This window comes from Mesorhizobium sp. URHB0026, assembly GCF_054059755.1.
Window position 1 is genome coordinate 3900287 of record NZ_JBSSCN010000001.1, and the last position, 22281, is coordinate 3922567.

The 22281-nt window shown below is 57.1% G+C and carries 10 protein-coding genes and 1 pseudogene; 9 read left to right on the forward strand and 2 right to left on the reverse strand.

Going from position 1 to position 22281, the window contains the following annotated elements; genetic code table 11:
• Positions 1 to 366 precede the first annotated feature (366 nt).
• Positions 367 to 1105, reverse strand: a pseudogene (locus ACVWWD_RS19070) (IS5 family transposase).
• Positions 1106 to 1598: 493 nt separating this feature from the next.
• Here ACVWWD_RS19070 and ACVWWD_RS19075 point away from each other — a divergent pair.
• Positions 1599 to 3395 (forward strand): caspase family protein, encoded by a 1797-nt coding sequence (locus tag ACVWWD_RS19075; RefSeq protein ID WP_457103240.1) that lies wholly within the window; start codon positions 1599 to 1601, stop codon positions 3393 to 3395.
• A gap of 716 nt (positions 3396 to 4111) precedes the next feature.
• Here ACVWWD_RS19075 and ACVWWD_RS19080 read toward each other — a convergent pair.
• A complete protein-coding gene (locus ACVWWD_RS19080) occupies positions 4112 to 4699 on the reverse strand; it encodes a hypothetical protein (protein WP_457103241.1) in 588 nt (195 codons plus the stop codon).
• 208 nt (positions 4700 to 4907) lie between these two features.
• On the opposite strand from ACVWWD_RS19080, the gene ACVWWD_RS19085 reads away from it, so the two are divergent.
• The 8 genes from ACVWWD_RS19085 (at position 4908) to ACVWWD_RS19120 (ending at position 20957) form a co-directional block, all read left to right on the forward strand.
• The gene (locus ACVWWD_RS19085; RefSeq protein ID WP_457103242.1) at positions 4908 to 6020 is read left to right on the forward strand and encodes a DUF4384 domain-containing protein; all 1113 of its coding nucleotides are present in this window, start codon (positions 4908 to 4910) and stop codon (positions 6018 to 6020) included.
• Positions 6021 to 6066: 46 nt separating this feature from the next.
• Entirely contained in the window at positions 6067 to 7038 is a 972-nt protein-coding gene (locus ACVWWD_RS19090; RefSeq protein ID WP_457103243.1) for an OmpA family protein, read from the forward strand.
• On the forward strand, positions 7035 to 8645 hold the full coding sequence (locus tag ACVWWD_RS19095; protein WP_457103244.1) for a caspase family protein: 1611 nt from the start codon (positions 7035 to 7037) through the stop codon (positions 8643 to 8645). The genes ACVWWD_RS19090 and ACVWWD_RS19095 overlap by 4 nt, the downstream gene beginning before the upstream one ends.
• Positions 8618 to 10156 carry a caspase family protein gene (locus ACVWWD_RS19100; protein WP_457103245.1) on the forward strand — a complete coding sequence of 513 codons (1539 nt, stop codon included), beginning with the start codon at positions 8618 to 8620 and terminating at the stop codon, positions 10154 to 10156. Before ACVWWD_RS19095 ends, ACVWWD_RS19100 begins: the two co-directional genes overlap by 28 nt.
• Positions 10153 to 11148, forward strand: coding sequence for an OmpA family protein (locus ACVWWD_RS19105; protein ID WP_457103246.1), 996 nt, complete (start codon positions 10153 to 10155; stop codon positions 11146 to 11148). The genes ACVWWD_RS19100 and ACVWWD_RS19105 overlap by 4 nt, the downstream gene beginning before the upstream one ends.
• A gap of 115 nt (positions 11149 to 11263) precedes the next feature.
• Positions 11264 to 13105 carry a caspase family protein gene (locus ACVWWD_RS19110; RefSeq protein WP_457103247.1) on the forward strand — a complete coding sequence of 614 codons (1842 nt, stop codon included), beginning with the start codon at positions 11264 to 11266 and terminating at the stop codon, positions 13103 to 13105.
• Between the two features lie 285 nt (positions 13106 to 13390).
• Positions 13391 to 17473 carry a caspase family protein gene (locus ACVWWD_RS19115; protein WP_457103248.1) on the forward strand — a complete coding sequence of 1361 codons (4083 nt, stop codon included), beginning with the start codon at positions 13391 to 13393 and terminating at the stop codon, positions 17471 to 17473.
• A gap of 316 nt (positions 17474 to 17789) precedes the next feature.
• Positions 17790 to 20957 (forward strand): caspase family protein, encoded by a 3168-nt coding sequence (locus ACVWWD_RS19120; protein WP_457103249.1) that lies wholly within the window; start codon positions 17790 to 17792, stop codon positions 20955 to 20957.
• Positions 20958 to 22281: the final 1324 nt, after the last annotated feature.

Genomic DNA, 22281 nt, shown 5'->3' on the forward strand with positions numbered 1-22281 from the left:
ACGCCTGTTTCTTGTCATCTGGCTAGAGCGCGCTTCGTTGGTCGGCGGCCTAGCCACCGATGTCGATGCGCGGCTGTTACCCTTTAGACGCCCTATCGCCAGTTCCGGCGGGAAAGTCGGAATAGCTTTTAGAAGGTCGAAGCCAGTAGTGGAGACGTGCTTAATTATTCCAACTTCCAAATCGACAATACCCGACGCGTTGCTAAGGGCAGTCTGTCGTGCGCGCTTCGAAGGGCGGGCAAGGAAACCGCTCTATCGGATCTGCGGCTTTGAGGCGGTTGAAGAAGTCGTCGACAACAGAGGCGGAGCGGGCGTGCCACTGTTGCGGATGAGGAAGGCGTTTGTGAATGATCGGCGGGCTCGCACTCATAGCCAGTAGCTGACGGTGGCTGCGAGGCAGACGGTGGCAAGGAAGTTCGTCGCCGATCGATCGTACCGAGTGGCGATGCGGCGGAAATCCTTGAGGCGTCCGAACATGCGCTCGATGGCGTTGCGATCGCGGTAGAGGAACGGGTGAAAAGCAGTTTTTCCAGAGCCGGTTAGCCTTCGGCGGGATGTTCGGCATTGTCCCTCTGCCCTCGACCTTATGGGGGCATTGGTGTCATAGCCCTTGTCGCCATGCAGGATCGGACACTTAGGTATCTGCTCCAGGAGCAAATCCGCTGCGGTGCAATCGGCCACCTGGCCGCCGTTCAGAAAGAAAGCGATCGGACGGCATTGGCCGTCGGTCAGGGCGTGGATCTTCGTGGTTCGCCCACCGCGCGATCGGCCGATCGCCTGATTTGCTCCCCCCTTTTGCCGCCTGAAGTGCAGCGATGCGCCTTCACGGCCGAGGAGTCGATGAGCACCTGCGCCGGCGGTCCGCCAGCCGAGGCCAGGACATGGAAGATGTCGACCCAAACGCCCTTGGCGGCCCATCGGACGAATCGGTCATAGACCGTCTTGGGCGGGTCCGTAGGTCTCCGGCGCATCGATCCAACGACCCCCCGGACTTCAGGACATGCACAATGCCGCTGATGACCCGGCGATCATCAACCCGCGGCTTGCCGCGCGTATCGGTCGGCAGAAGCGCCAAGAGCGCGAACTGCTCCTCCGCCAACGCGATTCATCGTTGGTCTCCTTGGAGACCGTGAATCACGAAACCGCTGCCAACGGCATCCACCTTATGGGTCCGGACGCTAGTCTGAGCAACCACACCGTTCGAGGTAAGCTGGGCGTTATCGGGCTTCGTAGCCAAGGCCCTGCAGCTTTTCCGCTACGGCCGGATTCTTGAGGAATAGAGACGTTATAGTATTCGATGTTGCTACGAGGAGCACTAGCCGCTTGGTTCCATATGACATGTCCTACGGTAGCAGCATGGCCGCTGCCGAGCGCCACTACGGCAACTAGCCGCTTGTCACGAAGATGAGTTTCGTAAGCGATCGAGCCGCGAGATCCCCGAGCAGCTTTCGAAACGGGCTTTCGTGAATGGTATGCCTCCGGTAGCTGATCCAGATGCTACAAATCCGGCTCCGGCTATGATCTGCTCCACAGCCGCGACATAATGTCCTTTTCCTCAACCTCAGTTCGTGCCACGATGCCTTCGTTGGGGGCGTATCATGGCCAATCTGTCGCCAAGGTCATTCCTGGAGGCTGCAGTGAACGCCTTGTACGGTGCGGTCGTAGCGCCGCAAACATGGGCGAGTGCACTTCGAAGGTTTGCACTGGCCACCAATTTTGGCGGCTACTTTCTCTACCGGCGTGACTTGGCACGCGCATTATTGCAACTGGCCGTCTCGCCTGCTGTGTACGAATTCATCGATGCCTATGTCAAAGAGGGCTGGTTCCAGTTCGCCCCCCGAGCTGCCATCTTCGACTGTTACCTGGCCGAGGAAAGCCAAAATGGGCTGCTACCGGCGGTCCGATCGATTGCTGGATGGCCTGTCCGGCCTGCAACATTCGTTGCTTTCGCAGCGGGTCTCGTCATTGCATTCGGTTCGCCGGGACCGATTCATGCCGAGGCGACGGCGAACGTCACGATACTGCAGCCGAAAGTTGCGCTGCACGGCGCTCAGCGGCTGGCTCTTGTCGTCGGCAACAGCGGATACCGCAACGTCCCTACTCTGAAGAACCCGACCAACGACGCCACGGCAGTTGCAGAAAAACTGCAAGGGCTTGGCTATAGGGTGCATCTCGCGGAGGATCTCGATCGCCTAAATTTCAACGAAGCCGTGGCTGCTTTCCTGCAAAACATCGAGCCCGGGATGGAAACCCTTGTCTACTATGCCGGTCACGGCGTGGAACTCGGCGGTTCGAATTACCTGCTTCCTGTCGACGTGCCCGAGCTCGCCCCGGGACAGGAATATTTGTTGCGCACAGAAGGTATCAACCTCACCGACCTGCTCATCGAACTCCAGGACCGCTCGGCACGAGTCACACTTGTCATCCTGGACGCCTGTCGTGACAATCCTTTCCGGATTGCGGGCGCCCCAGCAGGCACCCGATCGCTTGGCGCTTTGCGAGGTCTCGGACGCGTCGATCCTCCGAGCGGCACGTTCGTCATATTCTCGGCAGGCGTCGGCGAGCAGGCGCTAGACAATCTCGGGTCGGCCGACAAGAATCCCAACGGCCTCTTCACCCGCAATCTGCTCACACTTATGGATAGGCAAGGGTTGGAGATTCGTTCCATGGTGCAGCAGCTCCGTGCTCAGGTTCGGCAAGCGGCGCTAACAGGCGGGCAAAGCCAAACGCCCAGCTACTATGACCAGTTGCTCGGCGAATTCTATTTCAGGCCTGGCGCAGCGGAGCCGGATACAGTCGCGCCCCCTCCACAACTAGCGCCAAACCAAGTGGCGACGTTGCCAGTTGAACCTCCGGCGGCGACCGCCAATCCGGAAAACGACGCAGGCACCGAATTGACGGAAAGTGCCATCCGGCTCAATCGTCAGGAGAAGATCGATCTGCAGGAAAGACTGCTGGCGATCGGTTACGACCTAGACGAGGCCGACGGCGACTTCGGCATCAAAACACGCCGGGCCATCGGCAAGTGGCAGGAAGACAACCGGTTGCCCCCGGCCACGTTCCTTACCCGCAAGCAGTACCTTCGCCTGAAGCTCGATACGAACGACGCCGTCGACAGCTATCGCGCGCGGCGAGCTTCGGAGGCTGAAGCCAAGAAGCAGGCCGCTGAGCGGAAGAAGCCGCAAATCACCACATCGCAAAAGTCACGCAAGCCAACTGTGCACGCGAAGCCGAAGCGCCCGCCTGCCGCAGAGTCAACGGCAGATTCGGCCGTACCCAGCCCGGTCACGCGGCAACCCAAGTTCCGTACATGTGGCGGCAGGCAAGGCTTCTTCCAGATTCCAGCATCGCAGAAATGTCCGCAGGCCTGGTCCAATGTCTCCGATAACCCCTGATTCGCTCGATTGGTGGGCGGCAATGGCTGCAAGGAATATCGCGCCGAACTTCAGGAGCTTCGCGGCGCCGACGCATTGAGTTCGGAGAAGGCGTCGCGGTCGCGAGGCAGCGTTCGGCCATATTGATCAGCGTGCGTTCGGAGAAGATCACATAAGGCGGTACTTGGGCTCCCTGGTGAGTCGAGCGAGCTGAGCGACTCGCCTTCTATCGAAGCGCAAGACTTGTTGTCGCTGCATGAGACGTCGAACTCGTTCATATCGGCTGTCAGGATGCAACGCTTTGCCCGAGCAGAAATCAGTTATTCCGTGGGCCTTTCTTTCCTCCTGCTGCACGGATCAGGGCGAGCAAATCCACAGCGGCCTCCGGCGAGGACCGCCAGATGGATTCTAGTCCCGGGTTGCTCTGTATGATCCGCATTTCATAGTCGTCGGCGGAACGAGGCACAGCCGGGGCAGTCGAAGCATCCTTTAACGAGAGCCTGTCCGCTGCGGCGTCAGCAACCTCATTGAGTGCCATTCGCAATAACCAAGGGTGCCGCTCTTCCATGTGTGCCAAAACTGGATTGGCGGCAACGGTTTCCCGCTCCGCGTCGGTAAGCGCAGGTGGCGACGTCATGCTACCAACCAGGTCGGCATGTGCTGGTGCAAGCGTTGCGCAAATAAGTGCTAGGACAACGACTAATTCGCCGGTGTAGCTACTCACGTGTTTTTGGTTGTTAGTATTGTATGATCGCATTGCGGGCTCCGCGCAGCACTTCCCCAAAAATGTCCTCAAGCGCACCACACGAACTTACCAGAACTGCACCATAGGGCAGACGTCGCCGTTCCAGAAAGCCCGCCTTTTCACCAGCGACAGCAAGCTTACGGCATGTCTCGGTTGACATGACGGCTACGAGTAAGCGAGCCAAATCGGACTGATCAAACGCAGGTGGATCGCCAGTAAAATTGGCGACCAGTTTGCCAAGGTTGTTTCCCGTGAAAAGCGCCTCATCCAACCGGTCGACCCTTAAGCCAAGACGGCGCGTTCGATCACGATCTGACCGTAGAGCCAACACATAGTCGTTATGCAGCATGGCCAGCTTCTCCACTCGATCCGCACTGTCGACGCCATATGACCGGATCGCGAAAAGGAACTCAGCAAGCTGGTAAAGCGGTTCTTGCCGCAGGGCAAATAGCACGCTTGGCTCGTCCGATTTTGATGCACTCACGACCGCAGCAACGAAGTTCGCCTTCATCATCCGGAGCGTTTCCATGAACCGAAGGTCCAGTTCCAACTCATCGACTCTGGCATCATCTGACGTCATTCATATCCCCAAATTGGCCATATACTGGAGTATCGAATATTCTGCACCACCCTGCGCATACCGCAAGGCTCCAATCATTTTGGACGCCTCCACAAAGTGGGTACTTTTCAAAGTTGCAAATAACGCGCACGCTGGATCTGTTGGCTCATCTTAATGCTATGTGCCGCCGAAAATTTTACGCACTAGCGCGCCCGTGGAGGCCGTAACCATGAACCGTATTCTTTTTCTCGCAGTCGCCGCAGCTTCCGTCGTTTGTGCAGAAAGGACTAGTGTAGCGGGGGATTTCGACCGCCGGGATCTTTCAATGGAACAGAGTTCTGTAGCATCGGTTCAGCCACACGCGTCGGGTTCACTTCGGGTAACAGCCTGGGTCGATGACAAGGCTAATACATATAGGAGAGGCGAAGAAGTCCGGCTCTTTGTGAAACCGAACAAGGATGCTTACGTCACGGTTGTTTCAATCGGCCCCTCCGGCAGCGCAGTCCTGCTTTATCCCAACGCTTTCCAGCCTTCCATGAAAATCCTAGCCGGACAGACGCTTGAAATTCCAGGAAAACGAGCTGCCGCCAAGATCGTGGTGAGCGGCAAGCCGGGGTTCGAGTTCATTCGGGTCGTCGCTTCAGTGACCCCAATCAACGACAAACTCGCAGATTGGAACGTGGGAAGCGGACCTTTCCCGGCAATTGAAGGTGGGGCCCGATCTGTGGCACGAGACCTGCAGTTGATCCAATCGAACGAAATGGCCTTCTATGACAAAATCATCAAAACTGTTGACGAACTAGGTTCCGAAGCTTCCCACGACGGTTCGGGTGCGCCGGATGCTGATCACATAGTGTCGACTACGCTGCCACTCGCTACTGAACCACAGGCCGATGTCCGTCCTCCGGTTTTGATCGCCGTCGATAAACGGCGATACAAGACCGGCGACACTGTGACGATGGCAGTAACAACGCTCGAAGCCTGCTATCTCTGGGTCGTCGATATATCGTCAGATGGCTCGGCCCGAATGTTATTTCCCAACCAGATCGTTCAGGACAATCACGTACAGTCTCCCCAAACAATCCTGGTATCCGGGGGGCAGTCAAAGGTTAAGGTGCTCGCAGCCGCGCCGGCTGGCCAAGACTCCATCTTCGCCATTTGTGGTCGCGATTCTACTTCGCCGTGGAAGGGCAGCGCCAATTTCTCGACCATGTTTAGCGATCTTGACAGGTCCGATCCGCTGGCTCGCGCGCTAATAGCCACGAGTACTGATTTAGATCAACTGGCGGCGGTTCCTAGTCAGTTTACCTGGAATGAGGCAAAGATAGAAATATCGGAATAAAATACCCGCTCATTTGAGCGCGATCACAGTCTCTGGAACCAAGACCATGCGGTATTTCTGGATTGTTTGTTTTTCTTTGCTGTCGCTCATGAGCCTGTCCGTTTCTGGAACGACAGCGGCAAAAGCGGAGTCCTGCCAGGCCGCAACGGACAAATTCATTGCTGAGCGCAAAGCTGACGATCTTGCAAAGATTGTAGATGCGTATGCTGTTCTTATTGAAAAGACGACTGCATGCAGCGAGCACATTGTTCATTGCGGAGGCGATAGCGTTGCACGCGCGTATGTAGAGGCCAGTTACGCGAAGGCTGACCAAGGAGGGGACCTCAACGAGGTACGGAAGGTGCTGGAACAAGGCAGGAGCTTTGGTTCTCCATGGCAGTTGCTCGTAGGACTCGGGGATACGAGTTTCGCTCAGGCTAGACAGCTAAAGGACGCAACGGCCTTCGAGCGGGCTGCGACAGAATATCAGGACGCCTTAAACGCTATTAGCGAAGATCCCACATGTGCCGATTTTGGCGAACCATCCCTTCCTGGTCCTGCGGAAATCGAACCCATTCACAAACGCATGACGGAGGCGTTGCTGCTCGCCCCTGAGTTTGATGTGATTAGAACGCGGGATGGAAATTGTGGCGGCGTGTTTCTGGCAAGCGTGCGCGGCTTCACGCCGACGTTTCGTCCTATCCCCATCAATTTCGTATTCGCACAGGCGCACTTCGCCCCGGAAGGCGACAGGGCAGCTTCGATTTTATTGAGCTGTCTCAAGCAGGAAAATTATCGCCGGGTGGTTCTAAGCGGGCATACTGATTCAATTGGCTCCGATAGCTATAACATGGAGCTTTCCAAACGGCGGCTAGACGCGGTCGCATCCTATCTTCGTGCTGGCGGCTTCAAGGGTGAACTCGTACTCCAACCGAAGGGCGAGGGCGAGCCGTTTCAGCCTGACGATCCGACCGCCTATACCGAAGACGAGCTTAACCAACTCAACCGGCGGGTCGCGCTGCGCGAGACCGACAAATGATCTCGCGACCGACGATCGCGGTGTTTGCGGCGGCCACAATCGCAATTCTGGCAATCTCCGACGCAGGCGCAGCAGTGAGGGCGCTTGTTATTGGCGTGGACAAATACGCCACAAAGCAGCAACTGCGCGGATCTGTGAATGATGCGGTAGACATCGCTCATGTGCTCAAATCGGACGGTATCTCGGATCTGACCTCGCTCACGGACGGCGACGCGACGATAAATGCGTTCACCGCTGCCTGGAAGGCGATGGTCGAACGAGCAGTGCCCGGCGACATTCTGTTTCTTTCGTTTTCGGGGCATGGCATTAGGTTGCCGGAAAAACCTGGGGGACATCCCACGCCGGACGGCTACGAGAAGGGGTTCCTGCTACAGCCGTACGACGAGGCTGCAGCACCCGACGAACTTCTTCGAGACGAAGATCTCTATGATCTTTTCGGCATAGCAAGCGCGAAGGGAGTCAAGGTCGTTTTCGTTGCTGATGCCTGCCATGCCGGTGCGGCCGTGCGAGGCATCGATTCACGTTCCTCCGGCTTGCCCTTCCGCTTTCAGCGGTTCCAAACTCAGGCCGACCCGATTATCCCTTCACAACCAGAAAAAGTCACGGCCCGGCCACCCAATCCTGCCGTTGCCGTTCTGTCCGCTACCGACGAGCGTCTCTCCATTCAAGAAATACTCGTCGAAGGCACCTATCGCGGAGCCCTCAGCTACGCGGTCGCCCGCGGCCTTGAGGGAGCTGCGGCGAGCCCCTCGGGGAAAATCAACCTCGGGTCCCTGCACGGATTTGTGGCGCCGCTCGTACGGGTCTTGTCGGGAAACAGGCAAATCCCCCAGTTCATGCTGCCGGATCCCGAACTTGATCTCCTGTCTGTACCGGCACGCACCGGTCCAGCCGAGGATTTCCCGATGCTCCCACAAATCAAAGTGGCTGTCCTGGGAGATGCGGCACAGAAGAACGTGAAGCTGATCGGTGCAGATCTCACGAACGACCGCTCGGCAGCGGAACTCATATGGGACAGCCAAAAGCGTCAACTTGTGGGCTCGGCGGGCGATGTTCTCGCATCAGGGCTTGCGCCCGAGGCGCTACAAGGCTCGGTCGACGCCCAGCGCGTCCTGGACGGCCTCCGCGACGCGATGGCTCATCAATACGGACCGGTGTCGAGCGTAGCCAATGTTACCGACCGAGCGCTCAGTGAGGGGGCCGTGGTGACCCGCGGGATGAATGTGCATTTTACCGTTGAGCCGGGAGATTTTCGCTTCATTACCATGCTTAATATCAATGCTACCGGCACGGTTCAGTTCCTATGGCCGCTTAAGGAACTTGGCGATGAAGAAGAATGGACGGCTGCCACCCCTCTAATCTTCACGTCTCCCGTCACAGCCCCTTATGGCGCAGATTTCGTGATCAGCCTTCTCAGCCGGGAGCCGCTTTCTGAACTCCAGGCTATGCTGAAGAAGGTCCACAACAAGGTGGCTCCGCTCGATTTCTACCGAGCTTTCCTTTCGGCGCGCACGACTGCCGAGATCCGCATTGGCATCGAGAGCGTCTATTCATGCGAAAATCTCAGGAGCGACGGACAATGCGACTCGATGCTGCCCTCGCCATAGTCTTCTTATGGTTGTTAGTTGGTTTCACGGCAATGGCGGAGGCGCATGATCGCGCCATGGTGATTGGGGTCGGCCAGTACCCTGGGCTACTGGGCCCCGATGGACAGGCTGGCGGAGTGAACTTGGCAGGTCCGCCTATCGACGCTCAGAACGTGGCGTCGATGCTGGTCCGCGATCTCGGCTACCGGGAGGAGGACGTAAAGATCCTTATCGACGCGCAAGCCTCGCGCGCGACGATATTGGACACGTTTCAGACTTGGCTGATCGACGGAACGGCTCCTGGCGACCGGGTGTTTTTCTACTTCTCGGGCCATGGCGCTGAAGTGTCGCTAAAGTCTGGTGGGAAGACCCATTTGACGACCGGGCTCGTTCCAGCCGACGCGCGCTCGGAGGTCTCTGCGAGCGCCGCGAGGGCAGGAGGTCTTATCCTTGGCTCACAACTCGGTCGTCTCGTCAGGAAGCTTGACGGCCGCGACATCACCGTCGTTGCTGACGCATGCCATTCCGGATCGTTGACGAAGGATGCTAATAAGGGCCTCGTGAGCAATCGCGCCATCCGGACCATCACGCCAAACGGGCCGATCGATCTCGATCCCGGCGAAATTACCGATGATATTATTCAGGAAAACAAGACGGGCGTGCGTTTGCTCGATTTCAATGTCCGAGGCGGGGAAACGTTGCCCAATCTAGCAGTATGGTCTGCGGCCACCATCGCGCAATATTCCTGGGACTCACCTTCCGGCGGGATATTCACCAATGCGTTCGTCGAAGGTCTGCGCGGTCGCGCGGCTGATACGACGGGCTCCAAGAGAGTGACGGCAAGCGCGCTGCTCGCTTACGTCCGCGACGAGGCGAAGCTATTCTGCGAAAAAAACAAAGAATGCACGGAATTCACCCCGGATCTGATCGCGCCCGATTCCTACAGAGCCAAGGCGCTGGTGCCTTATCCATCGGAAGAGCCGCCGCTTGCGGACGACGGGGCAGTCCCTCCGGATGGACCGCAGCTTGTCGACCTGGCACAAGGCGTTCTGTCCCATACCAATGATTTTCAAATCGAGGCCGAAGTTGTCCCCTCGGACCGGGTAAAACTAAACTCGTCGGTGAAATTCAGGATCAAATCGGCGGAGGCCGGCCAACTGCTCGTCCTGGACACCGGACCTGACGGCAAGTTGCGGATGATCTTCCCCAACTCCTATTCACAAGCTGCCAATCGGAAGGGCGAGATCCGCGCGGGTGTCGCGCTAACGATACCGGATGAGAGGTATCCGTTCGAGTTCACCGCGACGGATCCGGGGCCGGGAACCTTAATGGTGGTGGCGGCTGAAAAGGGAACCGATTTCGAGGCGATCCTTGCTGGCACACCTGCATTGGACGCCTTGACCACGCCGGTTCGCAATCTCGTCGCCATAGCCAGCCAATTGCAGCAGCCCGTGCTCGATCCCAATCCGAATGTGCCTAACCGTGCGCGCCGCTGGGCGTTCACGACCGTACCTTACGTGGTGGAGCCATGAAAATACTGGTGCTTTTCGGATTGGCTCTCACTGTGGGATTGGCCGGGACGCAAATTGTGCAGACCGCGGACCGCGTCTGCACCGAGATCAACGCCGAGATCAACGCCGAGATCACCGCGGCGCGCAAGGCCGGCAACCTCGATCAACTGGCCACGCTGTGGCTTCGCGCCAAGGCGAACGAGGAAGGATGCAGCGAAGAGGCGCTCTATTGTCTCGGCCAATCGATCGCGCTCGGCCATGTCGAGGCGGCCTACACCAAAGGCGATGCCGGCGCCAGTACCGGGGAGATTGAGCCCCTCCTCGATAAGGGCCTCGCATACGGTTCGCCGTGGCAGCTTCGGACCGCGCGCGGCGACCTGCTCCTTACCCGTGCAAAGGTAGCGCATGATGGCTCTCTGTATAGTAAGGCAGCGCTCGACTATCAGGAGGCGCTGATCGCGCTCGGCGAGCCTCCAATTTGTGGCGCCTATGGCGAGGCGCCGCGCCCGTCCAAGGACGACATCGCCTCGATCTATCGGCGCATGTCCACTGCTTTGCTGCTGGCGCGACCGGTCAAGATCGCGACAACCAGATGCGCCCCATGCGAATGGCTGTTCATCAATGGCGTGGCGGGGTTCGACCCAGCAGTGCGACCGTTGCCGATCACCTTTCCTTCGAATGCTACCGAGCCGACACCTGAGGGGCGCGCAGCGGCGCTGGCACTGCTCGAGTGCGTCAAGGCCGGAGGTTACAGCCGCATCGTGCTGACAGGTCACACAGACCAGCTGGGCTCGGCCACTTACAATCTCGCCCTTTCGGCTCGGCGGCTGGATGCACTGAAAAGGATCCTCGTCGATGGCGGCTTTGCCGGCGAGATCGCGCTCGAACCGAAGGGCAAGAGCGAGCCGTTTATTATCGATGGGCAAGGTTTCTTGCCAACGGAAGTCAGGCGGCTGAATCGGCGGGTAGAACTCAAGGAAGCGACACCAGGGGCTGGAGAAAAATGCGGGTGATTTCGCAAAGCCTACGAAAACCGGACTCGTTTTCAAGTGACTCGGCGTCAAAAGGCCGCTTGGGCGCTTTAGAAGACCGGATCACCGCGCAGCGTCGAGATTGTGGATCACGGCAATGACTCTTGATGCGCAGCCGCCAAAGCGGAAGTGCCTGGCGAGGTTTCACGCTGGACTTTGGATTGCGCATCCCGGCGGGACACGGCTCATCACCACGTTGCTTTCCTTGATCATCGGTCTAATGGCGGCAGCGTTGTTTTCAGAGCCGGGTCGCGCTGAAGCGAGCGCGACCGTCACAGTCCTTCAGGCAAAGGATTCCCCTTCAGACGGCAAGCGGCTTGCGCTCGTCATCGGCAACAGCGAGTACCGCAACGTCTCCTTCCTCAAGAATCCAGTTAACGATGCGGCCGCCGTAGCGGAAAAGCTGCAGGGCCTTGGCTACGAAGTACATCTTGCAAAGAATCTCGATCGGCTGAGCTTTAATGAAACTATTGCCGCTTTCCTGCACGGTGTCGAGCCCGGTATGGAAATCCTCATCTACTACGCCGGACACGGGGTAGAGCTGGACGGGTCAAACTATCTGCTCCCCGTGGACGTGCCTGAACTCGCTTCGGATCAGGAATATCTGCTGCGCACTGAAGGCGTAAGCCTGTCGGAACTCCTCATTGGACTCCAGGCGCGCTCAGCGCGAGTGACGCTCGTCATTTTAGACGCGTGTCGCGACAATCCGTTCGTTGTTCCCGGAGCGCCGGCAGGTACAAGGTCTCTCGGTGCCTCGCGAGGCCTTGGGCGGGTGGACCCTCCGAGCGGGACGTTTGTAATATTCTCCGCAGGTGTTGGCGAGGAGGCGCTCGACAATCTCGGGCCATCTGACACGGACCCAAACGGCCTCTTCACGCGCAAGCTGCTCACACTCATGGGACAGCAAGGGCTGGAAATCCACTCTATGGTACAGCAACTGCGCGCCCAGGTCCGTCAAGCAGCGCTCACGGGGGCGGGACAAAGCCAGATCCCGAGCTACTACGACCAGTTGCTTGGGGAATTTTATTTCAAGCCCGATGCAGCGAAACCGGAACCGGTCATGCCGTCTGAGCAATCAGTCCCAAACCAGTCGATGTTGCCAGTACAAAAGCCGGACGCCGGCCACGAGATCGTCATCGGGCCGGCAACGCCTGAAGCGGCGGCTCCGGCTGCGCAGGCTCCGGGCAGCAACCCTCCGACCCAGGCCGCTGGAGTGGCCTCGCGCGGATGGGAAGTCGAGCAGCGCGTCTGGGATGAAGCATCGAAGCGCAACACGGTCGCACACTACGAAGCCTATCTGCAGCAGTTCCCGAATGGAGCGTTCGCTGATCTGGCGCGCCTCAACCTGAAACAAATCAAGAAGACGCCGCCCGTTGTCGCGGAGGTGGAAAACGACACGTCGAGATCCGCCACCGCGGCCGAAACTCCGGCAGCGACTGCCGACCCCGACAACGAAGCCGGTACGGAATTGACGGAAAGTGCCATCGGGCTCAACCGCCAGGAAAAAATCGATTTGCAGGAGAGGCTGTTGGCAATCGGCTATGATCTGCATGATCCCGATGGCACTCTTGGCACCATGACGCGCCGGGCCATCGGCGAGTGGCAGCAAGACAACCGGTTGCCCCCGACCACCTTCCTTACTCGCAAGCAGTATGTTCGCCTGATACTCGATTCCGATGGCTCCATGAAGAACTATCGCGCCCAGCGAGCGTCGGAAGCGAAAGCGAAGAAGCAGGAAACCGCCACATCGCAAAAGACGCGCAAGCCTGCACCGAAGCCGATACGTGAACAACAACGCCAGGCGACAAAGCCGCGGCCGTCAGCAAACTCAAAGCCGGCCTCGCAACACACCCCTCAAAGACCGGGGATGTGCGTCAACGGAGAGTTCTGGCCCTCGGGAATCGGCCATAACCCCTATTCGACCGAGCCGTGTCCATGAAAGGCGGAGTTCCGACATGCACGAGAACTTTACCGCTGTCTGGTGAAAGGCGCGAGGGACAGTTTAGCTTGAGTTCCTCCAAACAACGATCGCGGCGCCCCAAGGGTCGCAAACGAAGCCTGGATCGTCAGAGTTGTGGACATAGAGATCCTCGAGAGAATTTACAAATGCAAATAAGCACAGACGGTCAAAGCGGCGGGATTATCAACATGACACCGTTTTTGACACACTCAATCACTGAACATGCAGGGTGGCGTGATTTTTGCCGCCTAAGAGGAATTGGACATGTCAAAAAATTGGATCCGCATTCGCACGACCCTTGCGGTGTTGATGTCGGTGGGGATGCTCTTGTGCCTTTCGAAAACTTGGGCGGCAGATGGGCCGAAGGCAGAAACTGCGGCCGAAATTCAAAAGCTCCTGACCCAGTTCGGATACGTGCCGGGCACGATCAGTGGCGTGTGGGATGCCGACACCGATCACGCCATTTGGCTCTACCTCGGAATAGAAAATCAGCGAGATCTCGTCTCTGGAAGCGGGAGCCCTGATGAGAAGTATTCGAATGTCTTGAGTTATATGCGTCGCAAAGGTGCAGCCGAAACCGATGTAGATAAGCAATCATTGTTCATTCCTGTGGGCGGCCCTTTAATCCCCGGCTGGGCGATCATGGACTCGCAGTCCCGGTTGCTGGCGCAGAACGACGACGGTCTTGTCAGAGTGTGGGATCTTACAGATGGACGTCAGGTCCGCGCCATCCAGGTTCCCGAAATAGCCGCGCCACATGCAAGTTCGTGGGGAATGACGTCGGATGGCAAGTACCTGATCACGGCGAATTCCGCAGTCCGCGTCGTCGATATTGAAACCGGTCGCGGGGTGCGCACCTTCTGGAGCCGGATCAACGCCAGCGGCAACGCGGCACAGCTCTCTACAATCGCGGTGCGTCCCAACTCGACGGAATTTATTGCCTGCGACGGCTCAGATGTCGTCGTCTATGACTGGGCGGCGGGGAAAGCAGTTGCTTCTCTCGGTACCTACGCCAATGTCAGGTGGCGCGACGGCAACCTAATTTCCAGTTTTTCTTTCAAGGCGGCTATGGCGCTTGCGATTTCCTCTGACGGCCGCTACCTCGCCACAAGCGGGAGCGAATTCGGAATTCGTGTCTATGATCTTGAGAAGCGCAAACTGCTGTTCAATGCATCAGGCGACGCAGGCGCATATTATACAGAACTAACGTTTTCGGGTGACGGAAAAGAGGTCTTTGCGCAGAGCAGTTCATTGCATCTCGGAAAGAAAGCTGGGGTGTTCCGCCTTGATCTCAAAAGCCGTTTGATTAGCCCTCTCGCCATAGGAAGTTCTCCCACCTTTATGCCCAAATTCGATGGGGTCTATTTTTCTGGATGGCAGCACAATGAGTTTGGATTCTTCTCCATCGATGATTCCGGCGAGACCATTACACCAGTTGAGGCTGACCCCTATGTTCAATATGACGCGATTTCGGCAGACGGTCGGGTATCAGTGTGGACACGATCCTTTCCTCAGGACGCGAATGGCAACACACCTTCCTCGATCACGACTATCGTTCGCGACGGGGTGTCTCAGCCATTTGACCCGACCACGCGGGCTGTGACCACGGATTCCTATATCCAGCATGTGGAACTGGGCGGCGACAAGGCTGCGTCGCGGGTCGCGCGTTCGCTGTCACTGCGGACGGGCGAGTTGATCGCAGGACCGAGCTTCCCCCGCGAACCTTCCGACGCGGTATCGGACAATTACGGCGAGTTGCACCTCTCGGCCGATGGCACCAAATACGCCATGTTGGGCGGACCGCACGTGTACGACCGCAAGCCGGGCGAACTGCCGGGGCTTGGAGACTTTCGCGTCTTTGATGCTAAATCCGGTGCCCGGATCTGCGCTTCTAAGGAGCGATCGAATTGGTGGGCTAGGGATGGAAATGCAGGACTGGCGGACCACGTTCCAGAGAGATTCGAGGGCGGGAGCCATGCTTGGTCGGATAGCCTTGGTTTAACATTTATCTGGGAGAAGCATGGCTTCGCCGTGGTGGATTCGACATGCGCTACCCTGCGCCATATCGACGTGGCTCAGGCCACCAATTACAAGTGGCGGGTTTCCCCACTCCTTTTCCAATACAACCGCTTCGCCAAGCCACATTTCAGCGAGGGGCTCGCGGTGTCTGGGGACGGCAGGAGCGTGATTGCCTGGCGGCCGGAGCAGGCGGTCCAGAAGATCGATCCGACGACCGGCAAACGTCTACAGGTCTATCGAACCGAGTTGAATGGCGGTCGTGAGACCACGATTTCAGCTGAAGATCTAGTCTTTTTCCGCAAGCATCCCGAGTATGAGCTTGTTGACCGGGTGATTACGGCTCCGGGCACCAGCAAATTCCTGGTCTTCCTCGATGGTGGAGGTTCCGTTAGCGATAACGTCGATACCGGCGTCCTTGAGATGTTCGACGAGAGCGACCCAAAATGGCAAGCGGCTTACGAAATCGACAAATTCAAGGGTTGGGCAGTCGATCCGGGTATGCTCCATCTGGCAATAATTTCGAACCTCGGAGCGGTCAGGATCATCGAGCCGTCGACAGGGCACGTGTTGGCGAACTTATCTACCGATTTGTCTGCCGATGGATCGGCGGCAGCGATTCGTTTCTCTGAGGATGGCAACAGACTTTTGGTGTTGGGAAGCGACGGTTACTTGAGGGTGTACGATGCAGGAGGCGGAACATTGCTTTCATCGACTCTGGTATTCGAAGACGGGGAATGGCTAACACTTACACCGCAAGGTTTTTTCGTCGCCTCCGCTCACGGCGCAGACGGTCTCGTCATCCGCCTTGGCGGCCTCAAGACTGCATCTCTCGGTGCTGCTTTTCAGGCTTTGTACCGACCGGATTTGGTCGCCGAGGCGCTTAAAGGCGACCCGGACGGAAAGGTCAAAGACGCGGCTGCTAAACTGGACCTCGCCAAGGTAGTTGGGAGCGGTGCCGCGCCGTTGGTCGCGATTACATCGCCTTCACAAGGTACCGCTGTCGACACGGATTCAGTTGAAGTTGACGCAGTAGTGAAGGACCAGGGCGGTGGCGTCGGCAAGATCGAGTGGCGCGTAAATGGGGTGACGCTGGGCATCGATGCACGCGGCTTCGACCGATTGGCCGCTTCTGGAGATTTAGGGAATGGTGGCGGTGATACGGTAGGGGGTGGCAAAACAGTCACCGTGAGGCAACCGCTGTCGCTCGATCCGGGCGAAAACCAAATCGAGGTAGTGGCGTACAACGCCAAAGGACTTATCGCCTCCGTCCCGGCGGCGCTCACCGTGAAATGGGACGGAGCTAGCAGCTCGGCTCCGCCAAAACTGTACGTGCTGGCGGTGGGCGTGAACGAATACTGGGATAGTCGTCTGCAACTGACTTATGCGGCGTCTGATGCGAGGGCGATCGGTGAAGCCTTCGCCAAGAGCGGGAAGGAACTCTATCAAAGTGTCGATGTGACAACCGTCCTCGATACTGATGTCACGGTCGCGCATCTCGATCAGGTGTTTTCCAATCTCGCGACAAAAGTCAAGCCTCGCGACGTATTCGTCTTTTTCCTCGCGGGTCATGGCAAGACGCAGGATGGCCGCTACTATTTCCTGCCTCAGGATTTCCGCTATGAGGATGAGAGCTCGATCGCCAAAGGGGGCATCGATCAGGACCGCTTTCAGCAATGGTTCGCGAAAATAAAGGCGCGCAAGAGTGTTCTGCTCTACGACACATGCGACAGCGGCTCGCTGACCGCTTCGAACGTCGCAGCCCGAGGACTTGAACAAGTTGCTGCGCTGGCGCGCATGACGCGGGCGATGGGACGCACGGTGCTGTCGGCCTCCACCAACGATGCGCCTGCATTGGAAGGCTACCGCGATCACGGTGTGTTCACCTATGCAGTGCTCGATGCCTTAGGCTACGCCGACACCAACAGGGATGGCCTGATCGAGGTTACAGAGCTTGCCGCCGCGGTCGACAAGATGGTTCCCGATATCTCATATGCCGCGTTCAAGCTGCGGCAAGTCCCCCAGATGTCGATCGTCGGCTCGGACTTCGCCCTGACGAACGAAGTAGCGGTGCTGACAATCGCAACGCCGCCACCGTCGGCAGTTGCGGCTCCATCGGAAGCGCCCATTCCTGATACCCCGACACATGTCGTAATTGCCGTTGCCGCTGTGCATGAATTAGGCGACGAGGCGTCTCCAATAGTTACCCAACTGACGCCTGGAACCCAAGTGCGTCTCATCGAGAGCGGCAGCGGCGGCTGGGCTGTAGTCGCACGCCAAGGCCAACGCCTCGGATATGTGAAGACCAGTGATCTTGCAAAAATGCAGTAGGCCAAAGCGCAAATATTTGAAAATAGAATGAAGATGGTGGGGTTGGAAGATGAACGTTTTCGCAACATGGATCTCAGCTTCTAATAGCGCGAACATCAGGCCGGTCAATGCAAGTAGGATATCCCAATGTCATATAGGCGTCTGGTTGTGCGCATTGATGTTTTGGACGTGTGGTGCATTGACCGCAGTAGCGTCCTCTGAATTGCCTACGGAATTTACGGTGAATGCGTCTTCGTCCAAGCCAATGGACATAGTTACATCGCCAAATCACCAACTCTTCGCGACACTCGAGGGCGATGGTGTCGGGATCTGGGATATGGCCAGCAAACGCCTCCTTCGTAGACTAGACACCTCAGCGGAGTACATCGCGCGCGCGATATTTCTCGATGACACAACAGTACTAGTGTCAGAGATGTACGGCGCTGTGACAGTCTGGAATACCGTTTCTGGGCTCAAGCTAGCTGATCTAGCAACAGGTAACCGAGAACCTGGAAGAGCTGCCTTTGTTGCGATTTCAGCAGACCGCAGATATTTTGTTATCAACGAGATGTCAGTGCAAGCGCCCCAGATGAGGCTCTTTCTCTCCAGCGACTTAAGTGAATTACCGCTCCCGAATCAGTTAAATAAGTCCATTCCTACTCAGTTCGTGGGGGCTGATCGTATCGTATCGTATAACATTTCTAAAAAGAAAAAAATGACTGGCTTCACGATTTGGAATATACGTCCTGTAAAGCAGGTATTATCTGTGAAGACGATTGGTGGGTCTCGCATATTTCCTACGACTGATGGCTCTGCTGTAGTGACGACCTTCGACGACGGTCACATCAGGACGTATAATTCGGCAACCGGTGCCGTTGTGGCTGATTTTACAAGCAATGAGAGGGTTCATTCGATCGACTACGCTTCGCACGGAAAGTTCATTATTGGACTTTCCGAAGGCAAGGATGATACTGTATTCTCCGGCGTGGCGAAGTCCGTCAATGTGTGGGACCTTTCTGGCGTCGTCGTTAAGCACTTTGATATGGCTGGATCTAAGTCACTGATGGTGTCAACAGATGGAGTATCTGCCGATGTAACGGGCGAAGATGGATCCATAAAAACGATAGACCTGAACAATTTCAGTGTAAAAAACACGAGAGCGGCTTTAGCGGGCAAGGTGCAAGATCGTGACAGGACACCAGATGCCTCTTCTGCATTTAGTCAATTTTTAGAGCAGAATTTTGAGCAGCCTAAGTCAATTAAGTTAAACTCGGCATGGATTAAATTTCTCGCCGATAATCAATTGAGAATAGGATCTTATAGCAGAGATGGTAGACTAGCTATCGCGACCGATGGTAAATGGCAAAATGCACTTTGGAATACTAGTGAAAACAAAATCGTTAAAAAATTGGGTCCGTTCGCGGATTTTACGCCAGACGGGAACGTCGTTATAGTTGATGGAAATGACAGCGAGATTGGGGTTTTCAACATTTCGGATGGCAGTATTCGTTTATTTGACGGAAGTGAGGGCACCTATAGCTTTACAATTTCACCTACAGGGAGGTTCTTGGTGTCTTCAAAGTTCAGCGAGAATTCGCTGTCTGTGTGGGACATCTCAAAGGGTCAGCTCGTCTCGACTGTAGCTGTGGAGAGGGCCGGCATTCTAGGCGTAGGAATTTCTGCAGATGACAGCACGGTAGCTGTACCTCCTTCGCGGGGCGAAGGCGCACCAACATTGTTCGAATTGCGGACTGGAACAAAAATCAGGACGCTTGAGGCAAGCGATATTACTTCGTCGGTATTCGCATTTTCAAAGGATGGTCATTTCCTGGCTTCCTCTTGGCCCGTTCCACAGATTTGGGACACGGCAACTGGGAAGCGGCTTGTGTCTCATTTTGAACTTCCCGGCGGCTCATGGATTACGATAACGCCGGAAGGTTTTTTCGAGGCTTCTCCCAATGGCGCCTCGGATCTAAACGTTGTGCGCGGCCTCGATGTGTATTCCATTGACCAGGTTAAGCAGGAACTCTATCGACCGGATCTGGTGCGGGCGAAGCTTGCAAGCGATCCGGAGGGGGCAGTCGCTGCCGCGGCGGCCAAGCTCGATTTGACCAAGGTGATCGGTACTGGCCAGGCGCCCAAGGTGTCGATCACGGCCCCTGTGGATGGTGCCACCGTGGGCGATGACGGACAGGTGACGGTAGAGGCGGATTTCGCTGACCAGGGCGGCGGCATCGGCCGGGTGGAATGGCGTGTCAATGGCGTTACGCTCGGGATCGAGGCTCGCGGCTTCGATCGCCTGGCAGCGCTCGGCTCAACGAATGGAGCGGCGGAGCCTACGCCCACGGTTGGCGCGCTTTCGCTGAAGAGGGTCCTCACGCTCGAACCGGGAGATAACAAGATTGAATTGGTGGCGTTCAACGCCAGGAATCTGATCGCTTCGGAGCCCGCTGCCGTGACGGTCCATCGTGCCAAGCCGATGCAGGCAAGCCCCGTCAAGCCCAAGCTGCATGTCCTCGCTGTCGGGGTGAACGCATACTGGGACAGCCGCCTGACGCTGGCCTACGCCGCGCCGGACGCGACAGCGATCGCGGGTGCATTCCGTAAGGCGAGCGGCGGCTTGTTCGGTGCGGTTGAGGTGACAACCGTGCTCGATGGCGACGTAACCGCCTCTCACCTCGATCAGGTCTTCGCCGACCTCGGCAAGACGATCGGTGCGGAGGACGTCTTCGTGTTCTTCATGGCCGGCCACGGCAAGACCATCGACGGGCGCTACTATTTCCTGCCGCAGGATTTCCATTACCGGGACGAACATTCGGTCGAGAAGGATGGGATCGGCCAGGATCGCCTGCAGCAATGGTTCGCGGAGATTCCGGCGAGGAAAAGCATCCTGCTCTACGACACTTGCGACAGCGGTTCGCTGACCGGAACTCGCCAAGCGGCACGAGGACTTGGCGAGCTCGAGGCCCTGCAGCGCCTCATCTGGGCGACCGGACGTACCACGCTGACGGCTTCGACGGACGATGCTCCGGCGCTGGAGGGTTATCGCGGTCATGGGGTCTTCACCTACGCTCTGCTCGACGGCTTCGGGGCCGCCGACGCAAACAAGGACGGGGTGATCGACGTCACGGAACTTGCCGGCTACATCGACCGTCAAGTTCCGCTGATCAGCCAGGATGCGTTCCAGATGCGCCAGGTTCCGCAGATGTCGATCGTCGGCTCCAGCTTCGCCCTGGCCGATACCACGATAGTTCTGACAAATGAGGACAGCGCTGGCGGCGCCGGGACTTCAGGACCGTCTTCGACTACCCCCGTAACGCCCACTCACGTCGTGGTCGCTCCCGCCGACGTCTTCGCCAGCCCCGGCACGGGTGCCGCCCTTGTCAGGCTTAACCCAGGAACCCAGGTGCGTCTCATTGAGACAAAAGACGGCTGGACGCTTATCGCCAAAGACGGAAGGAAACTCGGTTACGTGCAGGAAAGAACACTCGCGAGTTTGCAGTAAGCGAAGGCTCGCAGGATGCGTCGATAGTGCTGGGTATTCCAGGACGGGAAAGCATGCCCGGATGATCATTATTGGGTTTTAGGTGCCCTATCGCCGATTGTAGGATAAGCGTCGGGTTAGCATTTAGAAAGTTGGAACCAAGGTTGGAAACAGGTCCAACTTTTCCAACTTCGTAATCGATAATCTTGAATATATTTTTAGGCTTTATCTATCGTGTGAGCAAAGATGGGCAAGAGTTTCGTTCCCTTGCCCCTTCTCTGGATCGATTCAGCCTGCCGGAAATGATCGTGTGCAGGATCCTGTTGCAATCGCTCCTTCGGATGCGGACGAGGGACTGACGAACGTACCAGTGAGCAGCATGACGAGATCTGTGCTGAATTCGTTGATATCCTGCGGGACGTTGGCGTCTTCGTTGACGGGGCGCAGCTTGATGCAGGAATAGGTAGATCCATTGCATCGACCGGCTGAAGTTGCGGATCGAGGCCCTGCAAGTTTGACCAGGTCGTTGCGTGTCGCCTCCAAATTCATCCTGTCGACGTTCTGGCCGCGGACTTCCCGGGCGCTCTATCGTGTCGATGGGCCTACTGATCGGCAGGTTGACGAAGCTACCATTGGTCTCGTGGCTGATGTTCAGCCAAAGCTGGGCCATATGACGATCGGGCGGTTGGTTGCTGTCCCTGAGCTTGCAGAGAAGGACATATGGCTGGTGGATGGCGTTTTTGGGGTTTGAGAATTGGAAGCGTCCAAGGATTCTCATGCGAGAGTTCTCCGATTCGTTCATGGGTGATGGTTGTTGGGTGCGCTCTGTCTGCAAGAGCCAAAGAAAACGATATGGATCAGCTTTTGATCGGGTCGAAGCGTTCCTGGCGGTCGATCGGGCATTGTCTGCTCGAACACGAGGAACGGGGCCAATCGAGGAGAGACTACGAGGAAGCGGAATGTCGAGTGATCGTGAATCTTTAGGATAATTCGATCCTAGATTTTCTCGATATCGAAATTGGATTGCTTCATATGTTGAACAGGACAGATCCAAAATCCAACTCTTGGTTTCTCAGGACTGGAATCCGCTAGGCTCAAGCGGTAGTTTAGGTGAAGAGGAAATTCGGTGGGGCTTTAGATCTGGCTCGGCGTTGAGTGAGCTTTGGATCGGGCTATTTGATCGTGACCAGTCAGGCACCCGATCCCCAAAGGTTAGCCATCGTGCCGCTGAATGACCTACCCCGGCAACGTCGCTCGAGGTGTGGCCCGTCTCAACTCGGTCGAAGCAACTGGGTGAGGGTGGGTGTAAGGCGGAGGACACCGGGGCGATACAGGGTTGTGTAAG